The organism is Flavobacterium bernardetii (assembly GCF_011305415.1).
Lineage (GTDB): Bacteria > Bacteroidota > Bacteroidia > Flavobacteriales > Flavobacteriaceae > Flavobacterium > Flavobacterium bernardetii.
This window is the reverse complement of sequence record NZ_JAANOQ010000002.1, coordinates 1-26,611: the sequence shown is the minus strand read 5'-3', so window position 1 is coordinate 26,611 and position 26,611 is coordinate 1. Positions and strand designations below refer to the sequence as shown.

26 protein-coding genes are annotated in these 26,611 nt (G+C 31.3%); 13 read left to right on the top strand and 13 right to left on the bottom strand.

Translation table 11 applies throughout. The features are described 5' to 3' along the window. Positions 1-27: 27 nt before the first annotated feature. The gene (locus G6N05_RS04925) at positions 28-468 is read right to left on the bottom strand and encodes a nucleoside deaminase (protein ID WP_166125473.1); all 441 of its coding nucleotides are present in this window, start codon (positions 466-468) and stop codon (positions 28-30) included. A gap of 160 nt (positions 469-628) precedes the next feature. Between G6N05_RS04925 and G6N05_RS04920 the strand changes: the two genes are divergently transcribed. Then, the gene (locus tag G6N05_RS04920; protein WP_166125472.1) at positions 629-2,404 is read left to right on the top strand and encodes a 1-deoxy-D-xylulose-5-phosphate synthase; all 1,776 of its coding nucleotides are present in this window, start codon (positions 629-631) and stop codon (positions 2,402-2,404) included. Continuing rightward, entirely contained in the window at positions 2,397-3,341 is a 945-nt protein-coding gene (locus G6N05_RS04915) for a DUF3078 domain-containing protein (protein WP_166125471.1), read from the top strand. Before G6N05_RS04920 ends, G6N05_RS04915 begins: the two co-directional genes overlap by 8 nt. A gap of 61 nt (positions 3,342-3,402) precedes the next feature. On the opposite strand, the gene G6N05_RS04910 is transcribed toward G6N05_RS04915, so the two are convergent. Beyond that, positions 3,403-4,197 (bottom strand): DUF2797 domain-containing protein, encoded by a 795-nt coding sequence (locus G6N05_RS04910; protein WP_166125470.1) that lies wholly within the window; start codon positions 4,195-4,197, stop codon positions 3,403-3,405. A gap of 63 nt (positions 4,198-4,260) precedes the next feature. Here G6N05_RS04910 and G6N05_RS04905 point away from each other — a divergent pair, with 63 nt between their 5' ends. The 3 genes from G6N05_RS04905 to G6N05_RS15700 all read left to right on the top strand — a co-directional run bounded on the left by G6N05_RS04905 (position 4,261) and on the right by G6N05_RS15700 (position 7,682). After that, complete coding sequence (locus G6N05_RS04905; protein ID WP_166125469.1) at positions 4,261-5,769, top strand: GH3 auxin-responsive promoter family protein; 1,509 nt, start codon at positions 4,261-4,263, stop codon at positions 5,767-5,769. Between the two features lie 188 nt (positions 5,770-5,957). Then, positions 5,958-7,529 (top strand): OmpA family protein, encoded by a 1,572-nt coding sequence (locus G6N05_RS04900; RefSeq protein WP_166125468.1) that lies wholly within the window; start codon positions 5,958-5,960, stop codon positions 7,527-7,529. Positions 7,530-7,550: 21 nt separating this feature from the next. Then, entirely contained in the window at positions 7,551-7,682 is a 132-nt protein-coding gene (locus tag G6N05_RS15700) for a hypothetical protein (RefSeq protein WP_262887785.1), read from the top strand. Positions 7,683-7,764: 82 nt separating this feature from the next. Here the strand turns inward: G6N05_RS15700 and clpX are convergent, their stop codons facing one another. The 8 genes from clpX to G6N05_RS04860 all read right to left on the bottom strand — a co-directional run bounded on the left by clpX (position 7,765) and on the right by G6N05_RS04860 (position 16,429). Further along, complete coding sequence (gene clpX, locus G6N05_RS04895; protein WP_166125467.1) at positions 7,765-8,997, bottom strand: ATP-dependent Clp protease ATP-binding subunit ClpX; 1,233 nt, start codon at positions 8,995-8,997, stop codon at positions 7,765-7,767. A gap of 88 nt (positions 8,998-9,085) precedes the next feature. Further along, complete coding sequence (clpP, locus tag G6N05_RS04890; RefSeq protein ID WP_166125466.1) at positions 9,086-9,742, bottom strand: ATP-dependent Clp endopeptidase proteolytic subunit ClpP; 657 nt, start codon at positions 9,740-9,742, stop codon at positions 9,086-9,088. Between the two features lie 104 nt (positions 9,743-9,846). Further along, a complete protein-coding gene (locus tag G6N05_RS04885; protein WP_166125465.1) occupies positions 9,847-11,175 on the bottom strand; it encodes a trigger factor in 1,329 nt (442 codons plus the stop codon). Positions 11,176-11,277: 102 nt separating this feature from the next. After that, entirely contained in the window at positions 11,278-11,616 is a 339-nt protein-coding gene (locus G6N05_RS04880; RefSeq protein WP_166125464.1) for a phage holin family protein, read from the bottom strand. A 148-nt stretch (positions 11,617-11,764) separates the two neighbouring features. Beyond that, entirely contained in the window at positions 11,765-13,435 is a 1,671-nt protein-coding gene (locus G6N05_RS04875) for a G-D-S-L family lipolytic protein (RefSeq protein WP_166125463.1), read from the bottom strand. Between the two features lie 17 nt (positions 13,436-13,452). Next, positions 13,453-14,727, bottom strand: a complete 1,275-nt coding sequence (locus G6N05_RS04870) for an OmpP1/FadL family transporter (protein ID WP_166125462.1) — start codon at positions 14,725-14,727, stop codon at positions 13,453-13,455. A gap of 106 nt (positions 14,728-14,833) precedes the next feature. Continuing rightward, complete coding sequence (locus G6N05_RS04865; RefSeq protein WP_166125461.1) at positions 14,834-15,592, bottom strand: alpha/beta fold hydrolase; 759 nt, start codon at positions 15,590-15,592, stop codon at positions 14,834-14,836. Between the two features lie 123 nt (positions 15,593-15,715). After that, complete coding sequence (locus G6N05_RS04860; RefSeq protein ID WP_166125460.1) at positions 15,716-16,429, bottom strand: pyridoxine 5'-phosphate synthase; 714 nt, start codon at positions 16,427-16,429, stop codon at positions 15,716-15,718. A gap of 89 nt (positions 16,430-16,518) precedes the next feature. On the opposite strand from G6N05_RS04860, the gene G6N05_RS04855 reads away from it, so the two are divergent. The 8 genes from G6N05_RS04855 to murI all read left to right on the top strand — a co-directional run bounded on the left by G6N05_RS04855 (position 16,519) and on the right by murI (position 24,599). Then, positions 16,519-17,178, top strand: a complete 660-nt coding sequence (locus G6N05_RS04855; RefSeq protein WP_166125459.1) for a CBS domain-containing protein — start codon at positions 16,519-16,521, stop codon at positions 17,176-17,178. Between the two features lie 3 nt (positions 17,179-17,181). Beyond that, positions 17,182-18,066 carry an NAD kinase gene (locus tag G6N05_RS04850; protein WP_166125458.1) on the top strand — a complete coding sequence of 295 codons (885 nt, stop codon included), beginning with the start codon at positions 17,182-17,184 and terminating at the stop codon, positions 18,064-18,066. Between the two features lie 198 nt (positions 18,067-18,264). Beyond that, positions 18,265-18,951, top strand: coding sequence for a type IX secretion system protein PorG (porG, locus tag G6N05_RS04845; RefSeq protein WP_166125457.1), 687 nt, complete (start codon positions 18,265-18,267; stop codon positions 18,949-18,951). 1 nt (position 18,952) lies between these two features. Then, complete coding sequence (locus G6N05_RS04840) at positions 18,953-19,687, top strand: isoprenyl transferase (protein WP_166125456.1); 735 nt, start codon at positions 18,953-18,955, stop codon at positions 19,685-19,687. Positions 19,688-19,694: 7 nt separating this feature from the next. Next, positions 19,695-22,343, top strand: coding sequence for an outer membrane protein assembly factor BamA (gene bamA, locus G6N05_RS04835; protein ID WP_166125455.1), 2,649 nt, complete (start codon positions 19,695-19,697; stop codon positions 22,341-22,343). A 37-nt stretch (positions 22,344-22,380) separates the two neighbouring features. Next, positions 22,381-23,217 carry an OmpH family outer membrane protein gene (locus G6N05_RS04830; RefSeq protein WP_166125454.1) on the top strand — a complete coding sequence of 279 codons (837 nt, stop codon included), beginning with the start codon at positions 22,381-22,383 and terminating at the stop codon, positions 23,215-23,217. A 25-nt stretch (positions 23,218-23,242) separates the two neighbouring features. Further along, positions 23,243-23,749, top strand: coding sequence for an OmpH family outer membrane protein (locus G6N05_RS04825; RefSeq protein ID WP_166125453.1), 507 nt, complete (start codon positions 23,243-23,245; stop codon positions 23,747-23,749). A 73-nt stretch (positions 23,750-23,822) separates the two neighbouring features. Further along, positions 23,823-24,599: a glutamate racemase gene (murI, locus tag G6N05_RS04820; RefSeq protein ID WP_166125452.1), complete on the top strand. Its 777-nt coding sequence runs from the start codon at positions 23,823-23,825 to the stop codon at positions 24,597-24,599. Positions 24,600-24,736: 137 nt separating this feature from the next. Here murI and G6N05_RS04815 read toward each other — a convergent pair whose 3' ends face one another. The 3 genes from G6N05_RS04815 to G6N05_RS04805 all read right to left on the bottom strand — a co-directional run. After that, positions 24,737-25,252, bottom strand: coding sequence for a gamma carbonic anhydrase family protein (locus tag G6N05_RS04815; RefSeq protein ID WP_166125451.1), 516 nt, complete (start codon positions 25,250-25,252; stop codon positions 24,737-24,739). Positions 25,253-25,300: 48 nt separating this feature from the next. Beyond that, positions 25,301-26,305, bottom strand: coding sequence for a PorP/SprF family type IX secretion system membrane protein (locus tag G6N05_RS04810; protein ID WP_166125450.1), 1,005 nt, complete (start codon positions 26,303-26,305; stop codon positions 25,301-25,303). A gap of 11 nt (positions 26,306-26,316) precedes the next feature. Continuing rightward, positions 26,317-26,611 (bottom strand): T9SS type B sorting domain-containing protein (locus tag G6N05_RS04805; protein WP_166125449.1); only part of this gene is annotated, 295 nt, incomplete at its 5' end.

The window sequence follows — 26,611 nt, the reverse complement described above, 5'->3', positions numbered from 1 at the left end:
AACATATATCAAACCACATGCCAAGTTTTATCTCTTTTTCTGAAAAAAACTCGTCATTAAAGCGGCACATTCTTTCTCTAAAACTCCTGAAACCACTTCCGTTTTCGGATGAATTTGCGTTCCCATAGTCATATATCCACGTTTTTCATCCGTCGCTCCAAAAACAATTTTTGAAATCTGACTCCAATATAACGCACCTGCACACATTTGACAAGGTTCTAAAGTCACATACAACGTACAACCTTTTAAATATTTTCCTCCTAAAAAATTAGCTGCACTGGTTATCGCTTGCATTTCGGCGTGAGCGGTAACATCGTGCAATAATTCGGTTAAATTATGCGTTCTAGCAATAATGGTATTATTCACAACAATAACCGCTCCTACTGGAATTTCGTCTTTTTCAAAGGCCATTTCAGCTTCCTGAAGCGCTTTTTTCATGAAATATTCGTCGGTAAAAATATTTTCCAAGGCAATGTAGTTTTAATTTTTAAGTAGTCCGAATTTATCGAAATATCGAATCAATCAAAAATACAATTTTGTTTTAAATAGTATAACATTTCTGCAGATATAAAACTTTTAACTAATCCCTAATTACTATTCACTCTGAATTTGTATTTTTGCTGGACCAATGGAAAATTTACTTTCACATATTACGACACCAATCGATTTAAGGAAACTTTCTGAAAGTCAGTTACCGCAAGTAGCCAATGAACTTAGAGAATTTATCATCGATATCGTTTCTCAAAAAGAAGGTCATCTGGGTGCCAGTTTGGGCGTGATAGAATTAACGGTTGCTTTGCATTATGTTTTCGATACACCGAATGATTTATTAGTTTGGGATGTTGGGCATCAAGCTTACGGACATAAAATTCTAACTGAAAGACGTGAAATTTTTCATAAATACAGAGAGATTGATGGGGTTTCTGGATTTCCAAAACGTTCTGAAAGTGTTTACGACACATTTGGTGTAGGACATTCTTCTACTTCTATTTCAGCAGCTTTAGGAATGGCTATTGCTTCTAAAATTAATGGCGATATAGAAAAACAACATATTGCAGTTATTGGCGATGCTTCTATTGCAAGTGGAATGGCTTTTGAAGGTTTAAATCATGCTGGAGTTACGGATGCTAATTTATTAGTAATTTTAAACGACAACGCCATGGGAATTGACCCAAGTGTTGGCGCTTTGAAAGACTATTTAACAGCAGTAAAAGAAGGTAAAAACCCAAAAGAAAACAACATTATAAAATCGTTGAATTTTGATTATTCGGGTCCGATTGACGGACACGATTTACCAAAATTACTTTCCGAATTAAAACGTTTACGCAACATAAAAGGTCCGAAATTTTTACATATCATTACTACAAAAGGTAAAGGTTTATCGTATGCAGAAGAAAACCAGTTGCAATTTCACGCACCTGGAAAATTCGATAAACTTACTGGTAAAATTCTTAAACCAGAAAATGAAAATTTAGCACCTAAATTTCAAGATGTTTTCGGACATACTTTAGTCGAATTGGCTACAGAAAATAAAAAAATTGTTGGAATTACGCCAGCGATGCCTTCTGGAAGTTCTTTAAAATACATGATGGAAGCTTTTCCAGATCGCGCTTTTGACGTTGGAATTGCCGAACAACACGCTGTAACTTTAGCAGCTGGAATGGCAACTCAAGGTTTAACTGTTTTCTGCAATATTTATTCTACTTTTTTACAACGTGCTTATGATCAAGTCATTCATGATGTGGCGATTCAAAATTTACCCGTCATTTTTTGTTTAGATCGAGCAGGTTTTGTAGGTGAAGATGGCGCAACTCATCACGGATTATTTGATATTGCTTATATGAATTGCATTCCGAACATGCTGATTTACGCACCTTTGAATGAAATCGACTTACGCAATATTTTATATACTTCTTCGTTAGGATTAAAACATCCGATTGCGATAAGATATCCAAGAGGAAAAGGCGAAATTATAGATTGGAAACAACCTTTTTCAAAAATTGAAATTGGAAAAATTCAAACTTTACAAGAAGGTAACAAAATTGCAATTTTATCAACAGGAACGATAGGAAATAACGTTTCAAAAGCGATTGCAAATACTGGAAAATCAGAAAATTACTCTCATTTTCATGTCGGTTGGATTAAACCTTTGGATATTGAAAAATTAGAAAGTATTTTTGCCAACCATTCTACAATTATAACAGTTGAAGAAGGAACTATAAATGGCGGATTAGGAAGTATAATTAATACTTTTGCCACACAAAATAAGTATAAAAACGAAATTATAAATCGCGGTGTTACGGATACATTTATTGAACATGGCACTGTAAAACAATTATTTGAATTAACTCATTTAGACACTATAAGTTTAACCCAATTATTTATTGAAACAAATCATGATTAAAAGAATTTTATTTTTCACCCTATTAGTTTTTTCAACTGCATCTTTTTCTCAAATCATCAGAACTGAAAAACCAGACACCATTTCTCACTGGAAAAAAATAAATAAAGTAGGTATCGATTTTACCCAAATTACTTTCTTAAACTGGTCTGCCGGTGGAAATAATTCAATTTCTGGTTTGACTAAAGGGCAATTTATTAGAAACTATTTAAATGATAATAAAAAATGGGACAATGAATTAATTGTTCGTTATGGAATAAATAAACAAGAAAGTCAAGATCTTAGAAAAACTGATGATCAAATTAGCTTGAACTCTACTTTAGGGTATAGAAGAGACACAATTAGCAATTGGTATTACGGAGGAAAATTTAGTTTTTTAAATCAATTTTCTGATGGTTATAGTTATCCAAATGTTGAAAAACCTATTTCTAGACCTTTTGCTCCTGCATACTTTTTCTTAGGAATTGGAGCTGAATATTCTAGAAAAGATTTAGGTTTTAATTTGTATTTATCTCCTTTAACTCAAAAAACAACTTTAGTATTAGACCAAAGATTAGCCAATGATGGTGCATTTGGAGTTGACAAAGCTGTTTATGATGAAACAGGAACTATAATTCTAGAAAACGGGAAAAAACACAGAACAGAATTAGGAGCTTTAGTATCAAGTCAATGGAAAACAAAAATTATGACGAATATTAATCTAGACACAAGAGCTACTTTATATACAGATTACTTAAAAGACTTTGGAAATATTGATGTGGATTGGCAGATTGCAATAGAAATGATTGTAAATAAATATGTAAGAGCTAATTTAGGAACACATTTATTATACGATAACGACATTAAAAACAAAAGAGAAGTTGATGGTATTCAAATTACTGAAGGACCAAGAGTGCAATGGAAACAAATTGTTGGGGTTGGCTTAGAATATACTTTTTAAATAAAATTTATTATTTGCCACGAATTATTGAGTTCTCGATAATTCGTGGCATTTTTATGTGTTAAAATTTCAAACTCACCACGTAACCTTCATACGTTCTTACGTTAAAAACAGTTCCGTCATCAAAAATTAAATATTGCCCTTTAATTCCGACTACTTTCCCTGAGAAATTTGGTGTTTTTTCTAAATTTAAACTCGATACTTTTAATGGATACTTATTAACCGGGAAATCAAAATCATATAAGGTATCTTTTTCCAAAAAATAAGGTTTAATTTCTTCTGGCAACCATTGTTTCAAATTATTTTTCTCTTCAGATAAATTCACAACATGTATTTCATTTTTCAGCATTTTTTGCCAATTGGTTTTATCTGCGAAATGATTTTTTAAAGCCACTTCGGCAACTCCAGCTAAATATCTATTTGGTGTTTCTATAAAAGGCAATGCTTGCACCGCGCCTTGATCAATCCAACGTGTTGGAACTTGTGTATTTCTAGTAACACCTATTTTTAGTCCGCCTGATAAAGCTAAATAAACCGTATGAGGTTGTAATTGTACGCGTTTTTCGTATGCTAAATCTCTATCTTCAATATCCAAATGCGCTTTACTCAATTCTGGATTCATAATCCATTCGGCTGCAGCCGGAATAGTTGAAAAACAATCGTAACAAAAACCTTGACGCCAAATTTTCTTTGCTTTCTTACAATTTAAACACTGATATCCTTTGTGTGTAATTTCTATATTTTTATTAATAAGTTGATTAACGTTAATAAAGTTGGTATCAAAAATTAAATAATACTGAATTGGCGAACCCATTTCGGTTTCCATTTTTGTTAAGGTGCCTTCAAAAGTTGTCATAAAAATTGTAATTGATATAAAAATTATTATTTTTGGTAAAGTTATAAAAATACAGATACTCAAATGCCAATAACCATAATAAATTCGATTGCCTCATGGATTTTAAAAAAACGTATTCATCAAATTGAATTGTTTACTAAATACCCTATTGAAGTACAAGAAGAAATTTTATTTGGATTGTTAAAATCAGCAGAAAATACCGTTTTAGGAAAAAAATACGACTATAACAGCATTAAAAATTACAAAACTTTCAACGAAAGAATCCCTGTTTCAACTTACGAAGAATTAGAACCTTACATAGAACAAACTCGTCAGGGTGCACAAAACATTTTTTGGAACACTAACATCAAATATTTTGCAAAATCTAGTGGAACTACCAATGCAAAAAGCAAATTCATTCCAGTAAGCGCAGAAGCTTTAGACAATAATCATTACAAAGCAAGCAAAGATTTATTGTGTTTGTATTTGAACAACAATCAAGATTCACAGCTATTTACAGGTAAAAGTTTGCGTTTAGGCGGTAGCAAAGAATTGTATGAAAACAACAATACTTTTTTTGGAGATTTATCGGCCATTTTAATTGACAATATGCCAATGTGGGCAGAATTTAGTTCCACTCCAAGCAACAAAACTTCATTAATGAGTGATTGGGAAACCAAATTACCCGCCATAATTAAAGAAAGTAGTTTAGAAAACGTAACCAGTTTAGCTGGAGTTCCAAGTTGGATGATGGTTTTACTAAACAAAACGTTAGAAGAAAACAATAAAACTAATATTTTAGAAATCTGGCCTAATTTGGAAGTCTATTTTCATGGTGGAGTGAGTTTTGATCCTTACAAAGAGCAATACAGAAATTTATTTCCTAAATCAGATTTCAAATATTATGAAATTTATAATGCTTCAGAAGGATTTTTCGCATTACAAGATCGAAATGATTCTAACGAATTATTGTTAATGTTGGATTATGGTATTTTTTACGAATTTATTCCAATGGATACTTTCGGGAAAGAAGATCAAAAAGTAATTCCGTTGAGCGAAGTGGAAATTGGTAAAAATTACGCTTTAGTTATTACTACAAATTCTGGTTTATGGCGTTATTTAATTGGCGATACGATTCGTTTTACATCGTTAAATCCGTTTCGAATTAAAGTTACTGGAAGAACCAAACATCACATCAACGTTTTTGGTGAAGAATTAATGGTAGAAAATACCGATTCGGCTTTAGCCAAAACTTGTGAAATGTTAAGTTGTGAAATATTAGATTATACCGTGGCTCCAATTTTCATGGAAGGAAAAGAAAAAGGAGCACACGAATGGATAATTGAGTTTAAAAAACATCCAGCAAGTATTGAAAATTTCACGGAATTATTAGATAAAAATCTGCAACAAGTTAATTCTGATTACGAGGCCAAACGTTTTAACAACATGACTTTAAACAAACTTGTTTTACATGTTGCAAAAGAAAACTTATTTTATAATTGGTTGAAGAAAAATGACAAATTAGGTGGGCAACATAAAATTCCAAGACTTTCTAATTCAAGAAATTACCTAGAAGAACTACTACAATCTTAAAACAATCCCTTATTTCTTAACGAAAAATTCACATCAGTGCATTTTATCGAATAAAGAGGTAAATTGTCGGTTTTTATTTTAAAACCGCAACAAAGACTTCATATTTGCACAAAATTCAGAATAAAACGCATTTTTATAACAAAAATGCATATTTTTGTAGCCCCTGAAAATTTAACCTAAAATATACCATGAAAACAAAATTTTTATTATTAACATTAATTTCTTTACTGTTCAATACAGCAATTGCCCAAGAACCAGTAAGAAATGCAAGATTAGATTCTATAAATGACATTATTAATAAAAACGCTAAAGGATTGCGATTTGTATTAAGTGAAGTTAGTGTTAATTCCGAATTATCTGAAATTGGAACTTCTTTCTTTAAAAATAAATTCATCATTTTGTCTAACAAAAAAAGAAGACATTATGAAACAACAATTAACGAAGACACTAAAACACCTAATAACAATTTATATTGTGTAAATGTAGACAGTACTGGAAACTTAACTTTTCCTCTATTATTTGCTTCTGCTATTGATTCAAAAGACAACGAAGGTACAATTGCTTTCACACCTGATGAAAACAAAGTTTTCTTTACACAATCAACTAAAGAAAACCCAAACGTTTACAAGTTATACACAGCTGATTTAGATATCAAATCTGATAAATACTGGACAAACATTACAGAATTAAAATTAATGGATGACCAATCTTCAATTGAAACTCCATTTGTTTCTAATGATGGTAAAAAACTATATTTCTCTTCAAACATTCCTGGTGGAGCTGGTGGTTTTGATTTATATGAAGTAGCTATTTTGGAAAACGGAACATTAGGAGCGCCAATTAATTTAGGTTCAAAAATTAACACAAAAGAAGACGAAAAATTCCCTTTCATTTCAAATGACAACAACTATTTGTTTTTCTCTTCAAAAGGGCATACAAATATGGGAGGTTTTGATGTTTTTAGATCATCAATTACTCAAGACGGTTATCATACAGCATTTAATTTAGGCGGTACTTTAAACTCAAGAAAAGACGATTTAGCTTTTGTAATGGTAAGTGACACTAAAGGTTATGTTTCTTCTGATAAAACAGCTACAGACGGAAATTACGATATTTATAGATATAATTTAAAAATGGCTCCAAATACCGTTTCAAAATTAGCTATTAAAGAAAAAATGACTGGTATAACTTTACCAAATGCCAAAATTGTTGTTAAAAACGAATTTGGAAGAATATTGGCTGATGGAAAAACAGATGACAAAGGAAATATTTCTATCATTTACAATCCGTTAACAATTTACAATGTAACTGTTGAAAAAGACGGTTATGAACCATTTACAAAACAATTGACTTCTGGTGATTTTTACAGCGATACAGCTATCGAATTAAAACAATCTAAACCAGTTGTTACAGATACAGAAATTAAGATTGAAAACATTTATTTCGATTTTAACAAAGCAACTGTTAAACAAGAATCTACACTTTCTTTAAATAAAATCATTAATGTATTGAACGAAAACAAAGAAATGTCTATTTCTATTTTCGCTCACACTGATGCAAAAGGTTCAGATGAATACAACAAAGTATTATCTGAAAAAAGAGCTAAAGCAACTTTCGATTATTTAGCTTCGAAAGGAATTAGCAAAGACCGTTTGAAATACATGGGAATGGGAGAAATGGAGTTGAAAGTAAAATGTACAACTTGTACTGCTGAAGAAGACCAACTAAACAGAAGAACAGAATTCAAAATCAACAAATAAAAACAACAAAAAAACAACACAATGTCAATTAAAAAAATCATCGCAGGAGTTGCAGTCGCGTCAATATTAATATCTTGCTCAAGTAGAGGTTGGAGTTGTAAATCGAGATATGTAAATGGAAAACAAATTGTAACTGAGAAAAAAGCTGCATAAAAATACACACAACAACTATAAAAAATAAAAAAAAGGCAATCAGTATTTTGATTGCCTTTTTTGATTATAATATGTTTTTACTTTATGAAGCGACTTGCAACTTTTGAAGTAAATTCTTGTTTAAGGTTTGTTCTGCAAATTCACGAGTTACGTTTAAGTCTTTCTCATCAGAACTTGGTAATTCGAACATAGCGTCAGTTAAAATAGCTTCACATAACGAACGTAAACCACGTGCTCCTAATTTGTATTCTAATGCTTTTTCTACAATAAAATCTAAAGCAGCGTCTTCAATTGTAAACGTAACATCATCCATTTCAAATAACTTCTGATATTGTTTAATTAAAGCGTTTTTAGGCTCTGTTAAAATAGCACGTAATGTTTTAGCATCTAACGGATCCATGTGCGATAAAACGGGCATACGACCAATAATTTCAGGAATTAAACCAAACTCTTTTACATCGCGAGGAATAATATACTGTAACAAATTGTTTTCGTCCACTTTATCTAAATCTTTAGACGCACTGAAACCCATTGCTTGACGGTTTAATCTTTTTGAAATGATACGTTCAATACCATCAAAAGCACCACCAGCAATAAATAATATATTTTGAGTATTTACCTCAACAAATTTTTGGTCTGGATGTTTTCTTCCACCTTTTGGTGGCACATTCACAATCGAACCTTCTAATAATTTTAATAAAGCTTGTTGCACGCCTTCTCCAGAAACATCTCTTGTTATAGATGGATTATCACTCTTACGAGCAATTTTATCAATCTCATCAATAAAAACGATACCTCTTTCGGCTTTAGCTACATCATAATCGGCAGCTTGAAGTAAACGTGTTAAAATACTTTCCACATCTTCACCTACATAACCCGCTTCTGTTAAAATGGTAGCATCAACAATTGCCAAAGGAACATTTAACATTTTTGCAATAGTTTTTGCTACTAATGTTTTTCCAGTTCCAGTTTGACCTACAATTAAAATATTACTTTTTTCAATCTCAACATCGTCGTTTGTAACTTGTTGTGCCAAACGTTTGTAGTGATTATAAACCGCTACACTTAGTACTTTTTTGGTTTGTTCTTGTCCGATTACATACTCATTCAAAAACGCATTTATTTCTTTTGGCTTGCGTAATATTAAGTCACCAAAAGCTTCAGGATCCATTGTTCCTTTAAGCTCTTCTAACACAATACCATGCGCCTGCTCGATACATTTATCGCAAATATGCGAATCAATACCTGCAATTAATAAATTAGTTTCTGGCTTTTTCCTTCCACAAAACGAACATTCTAATACTTCTTTTGCCATTATTTTTAGTCTAAAGTCGTAAAGTCTAAAGTCGTAAAGTCTTAGCAGCAGTGCTTTTGATATTATGACCTTGGACTTTCGACCAAATTTATCTTCTTAATACTTCATCAATCATTCCGTATTCTTTCGCTTCATCAGCAATCATCCAGTAATCGCGTTCGCTATCTCTGAATACTTTTTCTATAGGTTGTTTAGAGTGTGAAGAAATGATTTGATACAATTCATCTTTCAATTTCAACATTTCTCTTAAATTAATTTCCATATCTGTTGCCACTCCTGACGCACCTCCTGATGGTTGGTGAATCATTACACGAGAATGTGGTAATGCCGAACGTTTTCCTTCTGCACCAGCACATAATAAAACTGCACCCATTGAGGCTGCCATTCCTGTACAAATTGTTGCTACATCAGGTTTGATGTATTGCATCGTATCATAAATACCTAAACCAGCATATACACTTCCTCCAGGAGAATTGATATAAATTTGGATGTCTTTAGAAGCATCAACACTTTCTAAAAACAATAATTGTGCTTGAATAATATTTGCCATATAATCGTCTACACCAGTTCCCATAAAGATAATTCTATCCATCATTAAACGAGAAAACACGTCTAATTGAGAAATGTTTAATTGGCGTTCTTCAATAATATAAGGCGTTAAACTACCAACCAATTTATCGTAATACAAACTATTTACACCGTGTTTTTTTGTCGCAAATTTTTTAAATTCTTTTCCGTAGTTCATTTTAAATTTTATTTAAAAGTTTATGGTTTAAAGTTTACTGTTTTAAATATAAAAACGTCAAACCAAAATGGTTTGACGTTCAAATATACTAATTTTTATCAATATTACATTTCGCCATACATAGCTTTAACAAAATCTTGATAGTTTACTTCTTTTTCCGTTGCTTTTACGTTTGTTTTGTATAAGTCGATCATTTTTAAACTTAAAACTTGATCAGAAATACGCTTAATTTCTTCTTGATTAGACATTACTCTTGAAACGATTCCGTCTACTTCTGCATCCGTTGCATTAGCTTGTCCGAATTGCGCCATTTGTTGTCTGATTAATCCTGAAGTGAAATCTTTTAATTCTTCAAATCTAACTTGTAAGTTATTTTGAATGAAAATTTTTGATTCAATTAATTGGTAACGTAAACCTCTTTCTGATTTTGCGAATTCAACCTCTGCTTGTTCTGCAGTTAATGGAGTTTCTCCAATAGTTTGAATCCATTTTTTTAAGAATGTTTCTGGTAAATCAAATGTTGTAGTTTCTAATAACGCTTCAGTAACATCGTTTAAAAACTTTTGGTCTGCTTGTTGAACGAATTGTTGTTCTGCATCTTCTTTGATTCTTTCTTTTAATCCTTCTAATGTAGTTACTTCACCATTAGGGAATAATTTTGCGAATAATTCGTCATTAATTTCTGCTTTTTCGATAGACTGAATCGCATCAATTGTGAAATTCACTTCAATATCTAAACCATGAACATCGTCATGAGCAACTTTTAAATAATCCATTAATTGGTGGTCGTCGTTAAATAAACCTTTAGTTTTTAAAACTACTACATCACCAACTTTTTTACCGATAAATTGTTTACCTGTTTTCGAATCAGCAAAAATATCTAAACTAATTAAAGCTTGGTTTTCAATTCCTTTTTCTTCGTTAGAGAATGTTCCGTTGATTTCGAAACCTTCTTTCACTTCTGTTTCAGTAAGGATTTTTCCGTATTGTTTTTGAATTCTTTCTACTTGCTCGTTTAATAACGCCTCGTCAGCGATAATTTTATAACGTGTTACACCAGCAGCTCTTGCTAAGTCAACAGAAAATTCTGGCGCTAAACCTAATTCATATTCGAAAACTAATTCGTCAGCCGACCAATCGAAATTTTCGTTTACTCTTGGTAAAGCATTACCTAATAAATCTAATTTTTCTTTTGCGATATAATCTGTTAAAGCTTTGTTTACTAATTTACTAACTTCTTCAATGATAGCAGGTTTTTCAAATTGTTTTCTCACAACATCCATTGGAGTTTTTCCTTTTCTAAAACCAGGTAATGTAGCCGTTTTTCTTTTAACTTCTAAAAAATTTTCAATTTTTTCAGTATATTCATATTTACCAATTGTAATTTTTACAACGGCATTTAAAGCGTCAATGTGTTCTTTTCTAATGTTCATTTTTATTGATTTTTTGAAGTATAAAATATGGGTTGCAAAATTATATAATTTTTGCAACCCATACAAGTTTTTAATTTATTGAATTTTAGAAATATAGATTTCCTATTTATCGATAAAAATTTTATTCAAAATGTACTGACTAATTGAAAGTATAATGCTGAAAATTATTGCTTGAATAAAAGTCATACTAATTCCATCAATAAAATAATCGGCAATTTTTACAATCACAGCATTAATTACTAACAAAAACAACCCTAAAGTCATTATTGTAACGGGAATAGTAAAAAAAACTAAAATAGGTTTTACAAAAGTATTTAAAAGAGACAAAGCAATTGCCATAAAAATAGCAGCTGTATAATCTGTAATTTGAATTTTTAAGAAATGAGATATCACAACTATTAGAATTGTTGAGATAAGTAATTTGATAAGATAGTTTTTCATTTTTGAATTGTTGTAATTAATATGTAAATGTAAAAATAATTTTTTAAACTTAGAATACTGAACTATGATTTATGAATTTCGAAGTATTAAAACAAAAAAAATAGACACCAAAAATGGTGCCTATTTAATTTTTATTTAAAATTCCAACTTAGTTCGAAGGAACAATATTAATTCCTGGAAAATAAGAAGGATTATGAAAAGGCAAATTTGCTTTAAAATCTCTGTTGATTACTTTAATAATTTCATTAGAAATTACTGCATATCCACGTGCATTTGGATGAACTCCATCTAAAGAAAACAACACACTACCTTCTGTTGAAGAACCACTAAAATAATTGGCTGTATAAAAAGAACCATCTCCTGATTTAATACCAGAAACCAATTGAGTCATAATAGCATTCATATCAGCAACTGCGATAACAGTTTTTCCTGCTGCAGTGTTTTTAGCATTTGCAATAGAAACAATTGAAGCATTAAAAGCTGAAGTTGCAGATGCTACTTTTGCTTTTTCATTAGCCGTTAATACCCATTTGTTAGCCATTGGATAAGAAACCCCATTTACAACAGCATTCATACCTGCCAATACTGGATTTGCAGCTGCAATTGCATTCGGTGTACCAACAACTGAAGATGCTGGCAAAACCACTAAATCAGCAGCAGTAGTTTGACGTGATTTTCCAAAAGCGGCTCCAATTTCATTTGCATTTGCTGCAGAATAACCTTGTAATTGCAACGCTCCAGAAATTTGCGCAGTTCTATCAGCAGCATCTACATCATTAATTAAAATTGGATTTGCAATACTTGCATTTAATTGATTTACTCTATCTGCTTCACCATAAAAAGTAAATACTGCGTCAAGTTTACTATATAAGTCAGCATTTAACTGAGTCATTACAGCTGTTCCTGCAGCAATTTGTTGGGCAGTAGTTGCTGTTGAAGGAAGTAATCCTTTACCTATTCCTTGAGCAGTTAATGGTGCATACGGAACCGTTGTAAAATAAGGAATAGAAGTTACGCTTGGAATCGTACAAACCACACCCTTAGCACCATTTGAAGTTAATGTATTAATAATTGTACCATACACACTTGCATAAGCAGTACTATTTGTAATATCATTTCCACCATAAGATTGCGGATTCATATTACCTGTTGAGTTATGATCATCTGCTGCAGAAGTTCCATTACTTTGAGCACCACCATTTGTAGCATACGCTAACACATCATTAGCACCAATCCAGTTGGTAAAGAAAGTTGGTGCTTTTATCATAGCATCACCTAAAACTGTAGCACCAGAAGTTGTTGCATGACGTACAAAATACGGATTAGCTTGACCTAAAGCTACACCAGCCAAGTTACCATAACCAGGAGCTAATAAATGGAAAGATTTCGCGCCTGGAACACCCATGTTATTATATGCTTTAGCTTGTAAATTAGAAACCTCAATAGTTGAAGTTCCAGCAATTGGTTCTGGACGACTTTGAGAAGCATCTATAACTAATCTAGTACTTCCAATTGGCAATCCACCTAAAGTTAATCCTCCTAAATTATTCACGTCATCCGCATAAGATGGTTGTGTAAAAGCACCACCTCCAACAAGAGAAAATTGTTGTGCTAATAAATTTGGATAAGAATTCATTTGACTTCCTTTTGAAACCGTTCCATCCATATAACCTGCAGTTAGCGAATTACCAACAGCTACATAAGAAGAAAAATCAGCATCTCCAGACGAATAATTTGCAGTTACTTCATTTTCAAATTCTGGTTCACAACTTGTAAAACCTATTACTAAAGTTGCTAATAATATAAATTTATTTTTCATTTTGAATATTTTTTAAATTAGAAACCGTAAGTTATACCAATACCTGGAGAAAACACAGTTGATTTATATGTTCCACCGAAAGAAGTATATGGGTTTCCTGTAGGATCAGGAACAGTTAATGGATCATCATAATAATCATAAGAATTATCAATTTCATCAAAGTGTAAATACAAGAATGACACATCAATACCTAATTTATCATTTAATTGATATGTTAAACCACCTGTATAACCTACAGAATCGTTACGTGGTGTTTCTGGAGCAAAGTATCCATCTTGGACTGGACTTTCGTCAATATAATAACCTCCACGAACAGTGAATTTTTGCGTAGCTTGATACTGAACTCCAAAACGATAGGTATTAGAATCTTGATAATTTCTTGGATTTTTAGAAACAACCGGTGTTGAATTTTGATTGTAAATTGTAATATCTAAAGCTTCATATGCGCTCCATTTTGTAAAATTGTAATCAAAAGCAAACAACCATTTTTCACTTGGTTTAAAAGATATACCAGCTGTTAATTCAGCAGGTAATGGTAAATCCGCATCAAAAGTACCATCCGTAAAAGCTGGGTTTAAATCTGCAACACCATTTTTATCTAAATAAGTTGCTGAACCTCCTCTAGCTTCCATAATAATTTCCGAACGGTAATCAACTCCTAATGTAATTTGTTTAGCAGGTTTAAACATAAAACCAACATTATAACCCCAAGCAGTAATGCTTTTCGCTTCTAAATCTACATTTGTGCTACCTAATAAAGGATTTGGCGTAATGTTTCTGTTGAAATTTACACTACCATTTGCATAAATTGGTCCACCACCAATACTAAAAATATCTTCAATTTTAAAAGAGATAGTTGGTTGTACAAAAATGGCTTGCAAATCAATACTATTAACTAAATGAGAACCTTGCCAACCTTTATCCCATTCTACTGAAGAACCATAAGGTGTATACACTGCTAAACCCGCAGAAACCCAATCAGCAATCTTATAGGTTGCATACAAACTAAATGGTGTTCCCATATTATCCGTAGAAGCCGTTTGGTTATACTGAGAATTTTGGAATCTTGTCTTTGCGAACAATGCATTTCCACCAACAGATAAGTTGAATTTTTTATCTAAGAAAGACATACCAGCAGGGTTAAAAAAGGTAACCTCTGCACTATTTACAACTGCAACTCCGGTATGTCCCATCGCCAATTGTTTCTGACCTTGGATCGAAACTCTATATCCACCTGCGAACATAGAAGCTGAAGCCAAAGTTAGTAATGATAAAGAAAATAATTTTCTCATAATTGAAATTTAGTTTAGTTTTTCTGTTAAATATTAATTCAAAATTAACATTAATTATGAAATTTACAATTTTTTTAACTAAAATATTATGTATGCATAATAAATTTTATAGAAAATTGACAACTTCGTAATAAAATGCATTTGGGTTTTCTGCGTGTAACCAATGCCCAGCGTTAGGAATTGTTATGATTTTTGCTTCAGAAAAATGATAATATATAGTTTCAAAATCAGAATCTAAAATATAATCAGATTTTTCGCCGCGAAGAAATAAGGTTGGCTTATGGAAATGATTTTCAATTGGAAGTGCAGTTCCTATTTCTGAAATTTTATCATTAAAAACTTTTAAATTGAATCGGAAACCTAATTGACCTGGTTCTACCCAATATAAATTTTTAAGTAAGAATTGTTTTGTACCAAAATCTGAAATGTATTCTGAAATAATTTCATCTACTTCAGCACGACTCGGTTTTTCAGTAAAATCAACTGCATTTAAAGCTGCTAATATACTTTGATGATGTGGCGCGTAATATTTCGGACCGATATCTGCAACAATTAATTTATCAATCAATTCTGGATAAGTTGTTGCGAACAGCATCGCAATTTTTCCACCCATGGAATGTCCTAAAAGTGTGATGTTTTCCAATTTATGAAAATCGATATAGGCTTTCACATCTTCCACCATAACTTCATAACTAAATGCATCCGAGTGAAAACTTTTTCCGTGATTTCGCATATCTAACAAATGGATTTGAAAACCTAATTGTGCAAATTGCGTGCTTAAGGTTTTCCAATTGTCTGACATTCCTAAAAATCCGTGAATAATTAAAAATGGTTTTCCTTCTCCTTCTATTTTTGAGTATAACATTTTTATAAGTCGCTAGTTTTTGCCACAAAGACACTAAGTCGCAAAGATTATTTTTCTATCTTACTTTGACTTCGAAAGCCTCAGCCAACTGGTGACTGAGGCTCTCGAAGTCACTTATTATATTTATTTCAACTTATTCAAATACATATTCACTACGTTTTCAAAACCTAAATATAAAGATTCTGAAACCAAAGCGTGTCCGATTGAAACTTCCAATAAATTCGGAATGTTATCTTTAAAAAATTTGATATTATCTAAACTTAAATCGTGACCAGCGTTAATTCCTAAACCTAATTCATTGGCTCTGATTGCTGCTTTCACAAAAGGTTCAATAGCAGTTTGATTTCCTAAACCATATTGATGTGCGAAAACTTCTGTGTATAATTCAATTCTGTCCGATCCTGTTTCTTTTGCACCGTCAATCATGGCTTCAATTGGATCTACAAAAATAGAAACTCGAATATTATTTCTTTGAAATTCTTGAACCACTTCTTTTAAATACGACTGGTGTTTTACCGTGTCCCAACCTGCATTTGAAGTAATTGCTCCAATCGCGTCTGGCACTAAAGTCACTTGATCTGGCTTACATTCTAAAACTAAATCAATAAAATTATGTTGTGGATTTCCTTCTATATTATATTCGGTATAAACCACATTTTTTAAATCACGCGCATCTTGATACGTAATATGTCTTTCATCTGGACGAGGATGAATCGTAATTCCGTTCGCACCAAACTTTTGAATATCTTTAGCAACTTGCAATAAATCAGGAACATTACCACCACGCGCATTTCTTAAGGTCGCAATTTTATTAATATTAACAGATAACTTTGTCATAATTGTATTTAATTTGTACAAAATTACAAACAAAAAATAGACTAATTTGTATTTTTTACTTAATTTGCAATAGTTTTGAACTAATATTTATGGATAAAATTACAGATTTTTTAAACAACCAATTTCAACCATTACAAGTCAGTGATTCAATTGCTGATGCAGAAAATTTGTTTTTAGATTATGACTATTCTCATTTTCCTGTTTTAGAACAAGATATTTATATTGGATCCATTGCAAAAGAAGACACTGAAATTTTCACAACATCCAACACAATTAACGAACACAAATTAAACTTAAATCGCTTTTTTGTAAGAAGTAATATGAATTGGTTTGATGTTTTTGAAGAGTTTTCTAAAAACCACACCAATTTACTACCGGTTTTAGACGACAAAAATCACTATGTTGGTTTTTATGAATTAGACGATGTATTACATTTTTTAAACGAAACAACATTTGTAAAAGAAGATGGCGGCATTATTGTAATTGAAAAAGAAACATCAGATTTCACTTTTAGTCAAATTTGTCAAATCGTAGAGAGTAATGACTCTAAAATTTTAGGGGTTTTTATTTCTAACTCTACTCCAACTTTAACTCAAATTACGTTAAAAATATTGCAAAATAATTTTAACGAAATCATCCAAACTTTTAGGAGATATAATTATACGATTTTATCTGAACATCAAGAAGATTCGTATTTAGCGGGTTTAAAAGATCGCTCGGATTATTTAGACAAATATTTAAATATTTAAGTTATGAAAATAGCCGTATTTGGTCAGTATTATCAAAACAACACACATTCTATTGTAGAAAAAGTGGTAGCGTTTTTAGATCAAAAAAATATTGAAATATGTTTCTACAGTGTTTTTTATCACAAGTTACTTGAAAATAATGTAGAATTATCCAACTACAAAACCTTTGATTCTCACGAATGCTTGAAAGATAATTTCGATTATTTAATCAGTATTGGTGGCGATGGAACGATTTTACGAGCGGCCACTTTTGTTAGAGATTCAAATTTACCAATTATTGGAATTAACGCAGGAAGATTAGGGTTTTTAGCAACCGTTCAAGAAGAAAATATTGAAAATTTATTAAATAGAGTATTAGACAACGATTTTTCAATTTCTAAAAGAACATTAGTAAGTTTACAGTCAAACCCAGCAAATTCTGACTTAGAAGACATCAATTTCGCACTAAATGAAATTACGGTTTCCCGAAAAGATACTACTTCTATGATTACGATTGAAACATACATTAATAACGAATATTTAAATTCCTATTGGGCTGATGGATTGATTATTTCTACACCTACAGGCTCTACAGGATATTCGTTAAGTTGTGGTGGACCAGTTATTATGCCAACATCCAATTGTTTTGTAATTACACCTATTGCGCCGCATAATTTAACAGCAAGACCTTTAATAATTCCAGACGATTCGCAACTTACCTTAAAAATAAAGGGAAGAGAAGATCAATATTTAGTTTCTTTAGACTCCAGAATGGCTTCTGTTTCAAACGAAACGGTACTTATCGTTAAAAAAACAGATTTTTTCATTTTAATTGTAGAATTCCCAGAAGAAGGTTTCCTAAGAACCATCAGAAAAAAACTGCTGTGGGGTGAAGACAAAAGGAACTAAAATTACAAAAACAATTAAATTGAAATTCCGATATAACATGAAAATGGTTTGATAAAAATCAAACTATATGGAATACATAATCGGAATAACACACGATTTTTCATTTTTTTACGTTATTAAATCAAGTTAATCATCAAAAAAACTTGGTTTAAGATGGTTAGTAGCTCAATATTATTATATTTGCAAACTATTTAAAAAATGAAAAGATTTTTATTAAATATTATCGGATTTTTATTCTGCATGACTTCTTTCGGGCAAATTCACGAAATTGGAGTTTTTGTAGGTGGGAGTAATTACATCGGAGACGTTGGAAAAGCTAGCTATTTAGATCCAAATGAAGCTGCTTTAGGGGTGCTTTACAAATGGAACAAAAGTACTAGACATTCTTGGCGATTTTCGTATACTCAAACATCTATTATTGCAAAAGATGTAGAAAGTGATGCGCCAAATAGAAAATTAAGAGGTTACGAAATAAAAAATAACATAAAGGAATTTTCTGCAGGTTTAGAATTTAATTTTTTAGATTTTGATTTGCATCAATCTGATTTTGTTATTTCACCTTATGTTTACTCAGGGATTTCAACGTTTATATACAATGAAACTTTTGTAATTAATAAAGTAAGTAAAGAAGATTATCAAGATTTTTCATTCGCAATACCGATGGTAGTTGGGGTAAAAGCTAAAATCGCAAACCATTTAGTATTAGGATTAGAAACAGGAGCAAGATATACGTTTACAGATAATTTAGATGGTAGTAATCCTAAAAACGAAAATTTCGAAACATTAAAATTTGGAAATTTAAACAATAAAGATTGGTATGTTTTTACAGGATTTACTTTAACCTATACATTTGGAAAAAACCCATGTTTTTGTGCAAGTAAATAAAATGGAAAAAGAGATAGATAAAAATAATTTACCAAAACACCTTGCTATCATTATGGATGGCAATGGTCGTTGGGCAAAAAAACAAGGAATGTTACGCGTATTTGGCCATGAAAAAGGCACCAAATCCGTGAAGCAAACGGTTGAAAATTGCGCTAAACTTGGAATTGAATTTTTAACACTTTACGCCTTTTCTACAGAAAACTGGAACAGACCAAAAATTGAAGTCGACACATTAATGAAATTATTAATTAGTGCGTTGAAAAAAGAATTAAAAACATTACAAGAAAACAATATAAAATTAAATGCCATTGGTAATATAGATAGTTTACCATCTGGCGTAAAAAAAGAATTACAAGAAGTTATAACTAAAACAGAGAACAACACTCGAATGACTTTGACTTTAGCCTTAAGTTATGGCGCGAGAGATGAAATCATAAATGCTGTTAAAATAATTTCTGAAAAAGTTAAAAATAATATAATTTCAACCGATGCTATTGATGAATCAATTATTAATGAGCATCTTTACACGCAGAACATGCCAGATGTGGACTTAGTGATAAGAACAAGTGGCGAACACAGGATAAGTAATTTCCTACTATGGCAAATTGCATATGCTGAATTTTATTTTACAGATGTGCTTTGGCCAGACTTCAACGAAGAAGAATTACAAAAAGCACTAATAAGTTATCAAAAAAGAGAAAGAAGATTTGGAAAAACTAGCGAACAAATTAGATAAATTGACAATGTTTAAAAACAGAATACTATTTTTATTTACCTTATTATTTATAGGAAATACAATAAATGCACAAGAAACAACTTTAGAAAAAGGAAAAGAATATATTCTTGCTGGTGTTGAAGTTACAGGTAAAGTTTCGTTTAACGAGCAAACAGTAATAACATTTACTGGACTTGAAATGGGAAGCAAAATCAGAGTTCCAGGAGAAGAAATTAGTTTAGCTATTTCAAAACTTTGGAAACTTGGTTTATTTAATGATGTAAATTTTTACGTTAAAAAAATTGAAGGTGAAAGTATTTTTCTTGAATTAGAATTGTACGAATTACCTAAATTAAATGAAGTTAAAATTAAAGGTGTAAAAAAAGGTAAAAGAGAAGATATCATTAAAGAAACGGAACTAACAAAAGGGAAAGTTGTTAATGATAATCTAGTTACAAACACAAAAAACTACATTGAAAATAAGTACAAAAAAGACGGGTATTTCAATGCTAAAGCCACTATTAATACATTAGCCGACTCTACTGACACTAAAGTAGATATGGTTATTTTTGTAGATAAAGGTAAAAAAGTAAAAATCAAGAAAATTAATTTTATTGGTAACGAACAAATAATCGATAGAAAATTAAAGAGAACTTTTAAAAACACAAAAGAAAAGAAAATTTACAGACTTTTCAAATCTTCAAAATTCATAAAAGACAAATACAAAGAAGATTTAACTGCCTTAGTTACAAAATATAAAGAAAAAGGATATAGAGATGCCCGAATAGTTTCTGAAAGTGTAGTGTACAACAAAGAAAAAAACAACATCAATATTGATATTAACCTAGAAGAAGGTAGAAAATACTATTTTGGAGACATTAGATTCCTTGGAAACACGGTGTATTCAGACCAAGTTTTAAATTCTATTTTAGGAATTAAAAAAGGTGAAATATACAATGGTGTTTTATTACAAAAAAGAATAGCTGATAATTCAGCTCCAGATAGTGAAGATATTGCTAATTTATACCAAAACAATGGTTATTTATGGTCAAGCATTAACCCTGTTGAAGTAAAAACAGAAAACGATACAATCGATTTCGAAATTAGAATTACAGAAGGCCCAGTTGCTTATTTAAACAACGTTACAGTAAAAGGTAATGACAAAACGAATGATAAAGTAATTTACCGTGAATTAAGAACCAGACCAGGAGAAAAATGGAATAAAGAACAAGTAATTCGTTCTGTTCGTGAATTAGGTCAATTAGGTTTCTTTGATGCGGAAGCTATTAGACCAGAGCCTGTAAATATGGATCCTGCTGCAGGAACTGTAGATTTAGATTGGACAGTTGTAGAAAAAGGTTCTAGTCAGGTAGAATTACAAGGAGGTTATGGTGCCGGAGGTTTCATTGGAACATTAGGATTGTCTTTTAATAACTTCTCATTAAAAAATATTTTTAACAAAAAAGCATACCAACCTTTACCAATGGGTGACGGACAAAAAATGGCATTACGTTTACAAGGAAGTCAAAGTTTCCAAGTATATAGTTTATCATTTACAGAACCATGGTTAGGCGGGAAAAAACCAATTAGTTTCTTTACTTCATTATCACACAGTAAGCAATTTTTGTATGATTATCAATCAAGAGATGTAACAAGAGATAAGAGTTTCAATATTTCAACTATAACAGTTGGGTATGGAAAAAGATTAAAAGTTCCGGATGATTACTTCCAATTATCTAATTCGGTTTCCTTTTCTTACTATGATTTAAATAATTATAATACTGGATTATTTACATTTGGTAATGGTGCGTCTCGTAACTTAGCTTTCAACACTTCATTAACTCGTGATAGTAGAGGTTTAGATCCTGTATTCCCAGACAGAGGCTCAACTTTCTCTGTATCTGCTAAATTCACATTGCCTTATTCATTATTCAATGGCGTAGACTATGCTGGATTAAAAGACAAAGAAGAATACAAACTAAAATACAATACTAATTCAGGTTTATTTGTACAAGCCAATGCTAACAATCTTTTTCCAGTTAATGGTGATTACTTAGTTCAAGTTTCTAGTTCTCCTGCAGTTTTTGAAAAGGCAGATAGTTATATTGGTGCAGTAGCAGATCAAGCTAAAGTTGACCAAGAAAGATTTAAATGGTTAGAATTTTATAAGATTAAATTTAGTGGAGATTGGTATACTAAAGTGTATAAAAAATTCGTTTTACGTACAAGAGCTGAATTTGGATTCCTTGGAGCCTATAATTCTGATAGAGGAATTGTACCTTTCGAAAGATTTTATGTTGGTGGAGAGGGTTTAGCTAACTACTCTTTAGACGGAAGAGAAGTAATACAATTACGTGGATATCCAAATAATTCCTTATCTTCGTCTAACGGAGGAACTGTTTATAACAAATACTCTATGGAATTAAGATATCCAATTACCATGAAACAAACAGCAAAAATTTACGCTTTGAGTTTCGTTGAAGCGGGTTCTGCATTTGATAATTTCAAGAAATTTGACCCATTCAAAATGCAGCGTTCTGCAGGTTTCGGGTTAAGAGTATTTATGCCAGCTTTCGGATTATTAGGCTTTGATTTCGCTCATGGTTTCGACCCAATTCCTGGTGGTACAGTAAAAAGTGGATGGCAACCTCACTTTATCATCGGACAACAATTTTAAACTTTGGCACGATAGTTGAATTTAACACTTTAAGTTTATGAAAAAATATTTTGTTTTACTTTTTAGTTTTGTTTTATTTGTAGCACAGGCTCAAAAAACAACGAAAATTGGTTATATTGATATGGAGTATATTTTGGAAAAAGTTCCTGAATATGCCGAAGCAAAAAACCAATTAGAGCAAAAAGCAAATACTTGGAAACAAGAAATTGAAACCAAGAAAAATGACATCAAAAAACTTAAGGACGCATTAGCATCTGAAAAAGTATTGTTAACTAAGGAATTAATTAACGATAAAGAAGAGGAAATAAACGTTCTTGAAAAAGAAATGCTAGACTATCAACAAAAACGATTTGGACCACAAGGTGACTTAATGATTCAAAAATCGGCGCTAGTAAAACCAATTCAAGATCAAGTTTTTAATATAGTACAAGATATTGCCGTTAAAAGAAATTACGATTTCATTTTCGATAAATCATCAGATTTAACTATGCTTTTCACAGCAGAAAGATTTGATATTAGTGATTTTGTTGTAGATGCTTTAGCAAGAGCTGGAAAAAAAGTTGAATACTCAAAAAAACAACAAAAAATTCAGGATGCAAAAGAAAAAAGAGAATTTGAAACTACTGAAAATCCTGAAATAGTAGATAAAGAGAAAAAAGTTCAAGCAACAAAAGACGAAAGAGAAAAAAAGCTGCAAGAACGTAAAGATGACGCTGCTGCTAAGAAAAAAGAAGCAGACGACAAAAGAGCCGAACTTTTAAAAACAAGAGCCGAAGCCCGTCAGAAATTATTAGACGATCAAAAAGCGAAAAGAGAATCGTTATTAAATAAGAAAAACGAAAATAAAACAAATCCAGAACCAAAAAAAGATTAAATAACCCTTATTAAATTAAATTAAAATGAAACAATTAAAGACCCTATTTATTGCAATAGTAATGTTTTTTGGAGCACAAGTAGCAAGTGCTCAAACTAAAGTTGGACATATTGATGTAAGTGCTTTAATGACTACAATGCCAGCAATGAAAGCAGCAGAAGCTCAATTAAATAAATTGAGAGACGGTTATGATACTGAATACAAAAAATTAGTAACAGAATACCAAACTAAAAGAGCACAATACGAAAAAGAAGCTCCAACAGCTGGTGATGTTTTAAACGAAACGCGTTCTCAAGAGATGCAAGATTTTGGTTCAAGAATTCAAAAATATCAAGATGATGCCTCAAAATCATTACAAGATAAATCAGTTGAATTACAAAAACCATTAATGGAAAAAGCGCAAGCAGCTATTCAAAAAGTAGCTCGTGCTAAAGGAATTCAATACGTTTTAGACTCAACTGTAGGTAGTGGTGTTTTATTAGCTGATGGAACTGATTTATTAGCTGATGTTAAAAAAGAATTAGGCTTCTAATATCATTACATAAAATTTCAACAACTGCTTAATCTTATTTTTAGATTGAGCAGTTTTTTTTTACATTTGTTTTATGAGTAACAAAAACCCAATAGGACTTTTCGATTCTGGCGTAGGCGGCACATCCATCTGGAAAGAAGTACACGCACTTTTACCTAATGAAAGTACCATTTACTTAGCTGACAGTAAAAATGCACCATACGGTCAAAAAACACAAGAAGAAATCATAGAATTAAGTAAAAAAAATACCGAGTTTTTACTTAAAAACAATTGCAAACTCATAATTGTAGCCTGTAATACAGCAACAACTAATGCAATAAAAGCACTAAGAGCATCTTATGATGTACCTTTTATAGGCATTGAACCAGCAATAAAACCAGCTGCTCTACATTCAAAAACGCAAAAAATTGGAATTCTTGCCACTCAAGGGACTTTAAACAGTGAACTATTTCATCAAACTGTTGCCTTATATTCTGATGTTAAAGTAGTAGAACAAATTGGTTTCGATTTAGTAAAACTTATCGAAAACGGAGAAATGTATTCCAAAAAAATGATCCTACTTTTAGAAGAATATTTACTTCCAATGGTTGCTCAAGATATTGATTATTTGGTTTTAGGCTGTACACATTATCCGTACTTAATTCCGCAAATTCAAAAAATCATACCAAAACACATCAAAATTATTGATTCTGGCGAAGCCGTTGCCAAGCAAACCAAAAACATTTTAGAAATCAACAATTTATTTAATACTTCTAAAAACGTAAATCAAACCTTTTACATCAACAATCCGCCAGAAGTAATGCAAGAATTAATTGGCGATAAATTTAAAGTTGAATATAAAGATTTTTAGGAGCAGTAATTTTTCTTTCAAAACACTAATCCACGTGTCTTCCGCTATATCTTTTATTTTGTTACTTGCAAAAGACACAAGCAACAAAATAAAAGGATGCCGCTACAACCACGGCTATAATTCATATAAGCGTTTTTTTAGTCCTCTTTAAACCAACTTGAGTACATAACATAGTTATTAGAAATACGATCAATCTCACCAGCGAAATCACTTGTATTTAACGCTTTTACTTTCTTAGCCGGAATTCCTGCATAAATAAAACCACTTTCCACATTTGTATTCTGTGTGACTACACTTCCCGCTCCTATTATTGAATTGCTTTCCACTACACAACCATCCATAATAATAGCGCCCATACCAACCAAAACATTGTCATGAATTGTACAACCATGTACAATGGCATTATGCCCAATTGAAACATTATTACCAATAATTGTAGGATGCTTTAAATACGTACAATGAATCACAGCACCATCTTGAATATTAACTTTATTCCCTATTGAAATAAAATTTACATCACCTCTAATCACAGCATTAAACCAAACACTGCATTTCTCTCCAAAAGAAACATCACCTACAATAGTTGCGTTTTCTGCTATGTAACAATCAGCTGGAATAGCTGGCTTTTTACCTCGAACTTCTTTAATAATCATAATAAAAAAATTTAAAAAAAAATCCCGAATAAATCGGGATTAAATATTTTAGTTTGAAACTGCTGGACAGTTACAGTCAAATGCTTTTGGTTTACAGAATAAATTCATACCAATTGTTATTTGATGATATCCTGCATTGTCGAATTTAACATCACCTAACACTTGGTTATATGAATATCCAACCATAAATTGTTTGAAATTTACACCAACAAAAGGAGTAATCCATTGTAATTTTTGATCATTAACGACACCTAGTTCTTTTGTATATTGAGCACCGTCAAAACTTCTTCTGTATGAAAGTCCACCCCAAAGTCTTCCAAATTCCATTGCCTTATAAACTTTAGCATTTAAATCTATAGCTTTTTCACCAGTTTGTTCTGTTATTTGAAACATAAATGACGGCTCAATAGATACGTTTTCTTCATCTCCAAAGTTAGCACCTAAACTCCATAAATACTTTCTTAAGTTATCTGATTCAATACCGTCTAAATATAATTCTCTTCTATTTGCAATAAAGTTCTTCACTGTTACGTGAGTAAAGAAATCCATATAATGATATGAAGCACCAACATCTAAATTGAAATAAGAATCTTTTTGAGTAATTCCACCATAAACTTGAGGATCAAACTCTACAAAAGCTGTTTCATCTAATCTACTTTGTACCATAGCCGCACTTAGTCCAAAAGACAGCATATTTAAATCCGCTTTAGAACGAGAAAATAAAATATGATGTGCATAAGATAATTTTGCACCCGTTTGAGAGTGATATCCATTTTTATCATTAAACGCAATAATACCCATACCCGATTTACCATCTTCATCTAAAGCTGTATTAAAACTCATAGTTTGTAATGAAGGAGCATCCTCCTGACCAAACCATTGTTGTCTTCCTGTTACTCTAAGTTTAGCGCAATTTGCAGCACCAGCCATCGAAGGGTGAATTAAATAATAATTATCTGTTAAATAATCCGTATAAACAGCTATTCCTTCTTGTGAAAATGCCGATTGAAAAAAAATAATTAAATTAAGTAGTAATAAATTTCTCAGTTTCATAGTATTCTAAGTTATCTTTTTAAAGAAAAATGCGCTTTAAATTGCTTTTGTTGTTCGTTTTCAATGTACTCAACATTAAACCAATAATCCGTAGAAGGTATGTCCTGACCGTTATATTTACCGTCCCAACCTTCACCTAATGGGTTAATTTGCTTAATTAATTTTCCATATCGGTCAAATATATAAATTTTTGCGTTATGTTTTGCTTCTAATCCAACAATTTTCCAATTATCATGAATTCCGTCTCCATTTGGTGTGAAATATTTAGGATAATCTATCACTGTAATTGGTTGTGATAAATTAGTA

Bases quoted from the DNA above. Each gene is read 5' to 3' on its own strand.
- bamA (WP_166125455.1), top strand. From the start codon at position 19,695: ATGTTTAAAAACAGAATACTATTTTTATTTACCTTATTATTTATAGGA.
- G6N05_RS04900 (WP_166125468.1), top strand. From the start codon at position 5,958: ATGAAAACAAAATTTTTATTATTAACATTAATTTCTTTACTGTTCAAT.
- porG (WP_166125457.1), top strand. From the start codon at position 18,265: ATGAAAAGATTTTTATTAAATATTATCGGATTTTTATTCTGCATGACT.
- clpP (WP_166125466.1), bottom strand. From the start codon at position 9,742: ATGAACTACGGAAAAGAATTTAAAAAATTTGCGACAAAAAAACACGGT.
- G6N05_RS04920 (WP_166125472.1), top strand. From the start codon at position 629: ATGGAAAATTTACTTTCACATATTACGACACCAATCGATTTAAGGAAA.
- G6N05_RS04905 (WP_166125469.1), top strand. From the start codon at position 4,261: ATGCCAATAACCATAATAAATTCGATTGCCTCATGGATTTTAAAAAAA.
- G6N05_RS04810 (WP_166125450.1), bottom strand. From the start codon at position 26,305: ATGAAACTGAGAAATTTATTACTACTTAATTTAATTATTTTTTTTCAA.
- G6N05_RS04815 (WP_166125451.1), bottom strand. From the start codon at position 25,252: ATGATTATTAAAGAAGTTCGAGGTAAAAAGCCAGCTATTCCAGCTGAT.
- G6N05_RS04855 (WP_166125459.1), top strand. From the start codon at position 16,519: ATGGATAAAATTACAGATTTTTTAAACAACCAATTTCAACCATTACAA.
- clpX (WP_166125467.1), bottom strand. From the start codon at position 8,997: ATGGCAAAAGAAGTATTAGAATGTTCGTTTTGTGGAAGGAAAAAGCCA.
- G6N05_RS04870 (WP_166125462.1), bottom strand. From the start codon at position 14,727: ATGAGAAAATTATTTTCTTTATCATTACTAACTTTGGCTTCAGCTTCT.
- G6N05_RS04860 (WP_166125460.1), bottom strand. From the start codon at position 16,429: ATGACAAAGTTATCTGTTAATATTAATAAAATTGCGACCTTAAGAAAT.
- G6N05_RS04865 (WP_166125461.1), bottom strand. From the start codon at position 15,592: ATGTTATACTCAAAAATAGAAGGAGAAGGAAAACCATTTTTAATTATT.
- G6N05_RS04875 (WP_166125463.1), bottom strand. From the start codon at position 13,435: ATGAAAAATAAATTTATATTATTAGCAACTTTAGTAATAGGTTTTACA.
- G6N05_RS04825 (WP_166125453.1), top strand. From the start codon at position 23,243: ATGAAACAATTAAAGACCCTATTTATTGCAATAGTAATGTTTTTTGGA.
- murI (WP_166125452.1), top strand. From the start codon at position 23,823: ATGAGTAACAAAAACCCAATAGGACTTTTCGATTCTGGCGTAGGCGGC.
- G6N05_RS04830 (WP_166125454.1), top strand. From the start codon at position 22,381: ATGAAAAAATATTTTGTTTTACTTTTTAGTTTTGTTTTATTTGTAGCA.
- G6N05_RS04840 (WP_166125456.1), top strand. From the start codon at position 18,953: ATGGAAAAAGAGATAGATAAAAATAATTTACCAAAACACCTTGCTATC.
- G6N05_RS04880 (WP_166125464.1), bottom strand. From the start codon at position 11,616: ATGAAAAACTATCTTATCAAATTACTTATCTCAACAATTCTAATAGTT.
- G6N05_RS04910 (WP_166125470.1), bottom strand. From the start codon at position 4,197: ATGACAACTTTTGAAGGCACCTTAACAAAAATGGAAACCGAAATGGGT.
- G6N05_RS15700 (WP_262887785.1), top strand. From the start codon at position 7,551: ATGTCAATTAAAAAAATCATCGCAGGAGTTGCAGTCGCGTCAATATTA.
- G6N05_RS04915 (WP_166125471.1), top strand. From the start codon at position 2,397: ATGATTAAAAGAATTTTATTTTTCACCCTATTAGTTTTTTCAACTGCA.
- G6N05_RS04885 (WP_166125465.1), bottom strand. From the start codon at position 11,175: ATGAACATTAGAAAAGAACACATTGACGCTTTAAATGCCGTTGTAAAA.
- G6N05_RS04850 (WP_166125458.1), top strand. From the start codon at position 17,182: ATGAAAATAGCCGTATTTGGTCAGTATTATCAAAACAACACACATTCT.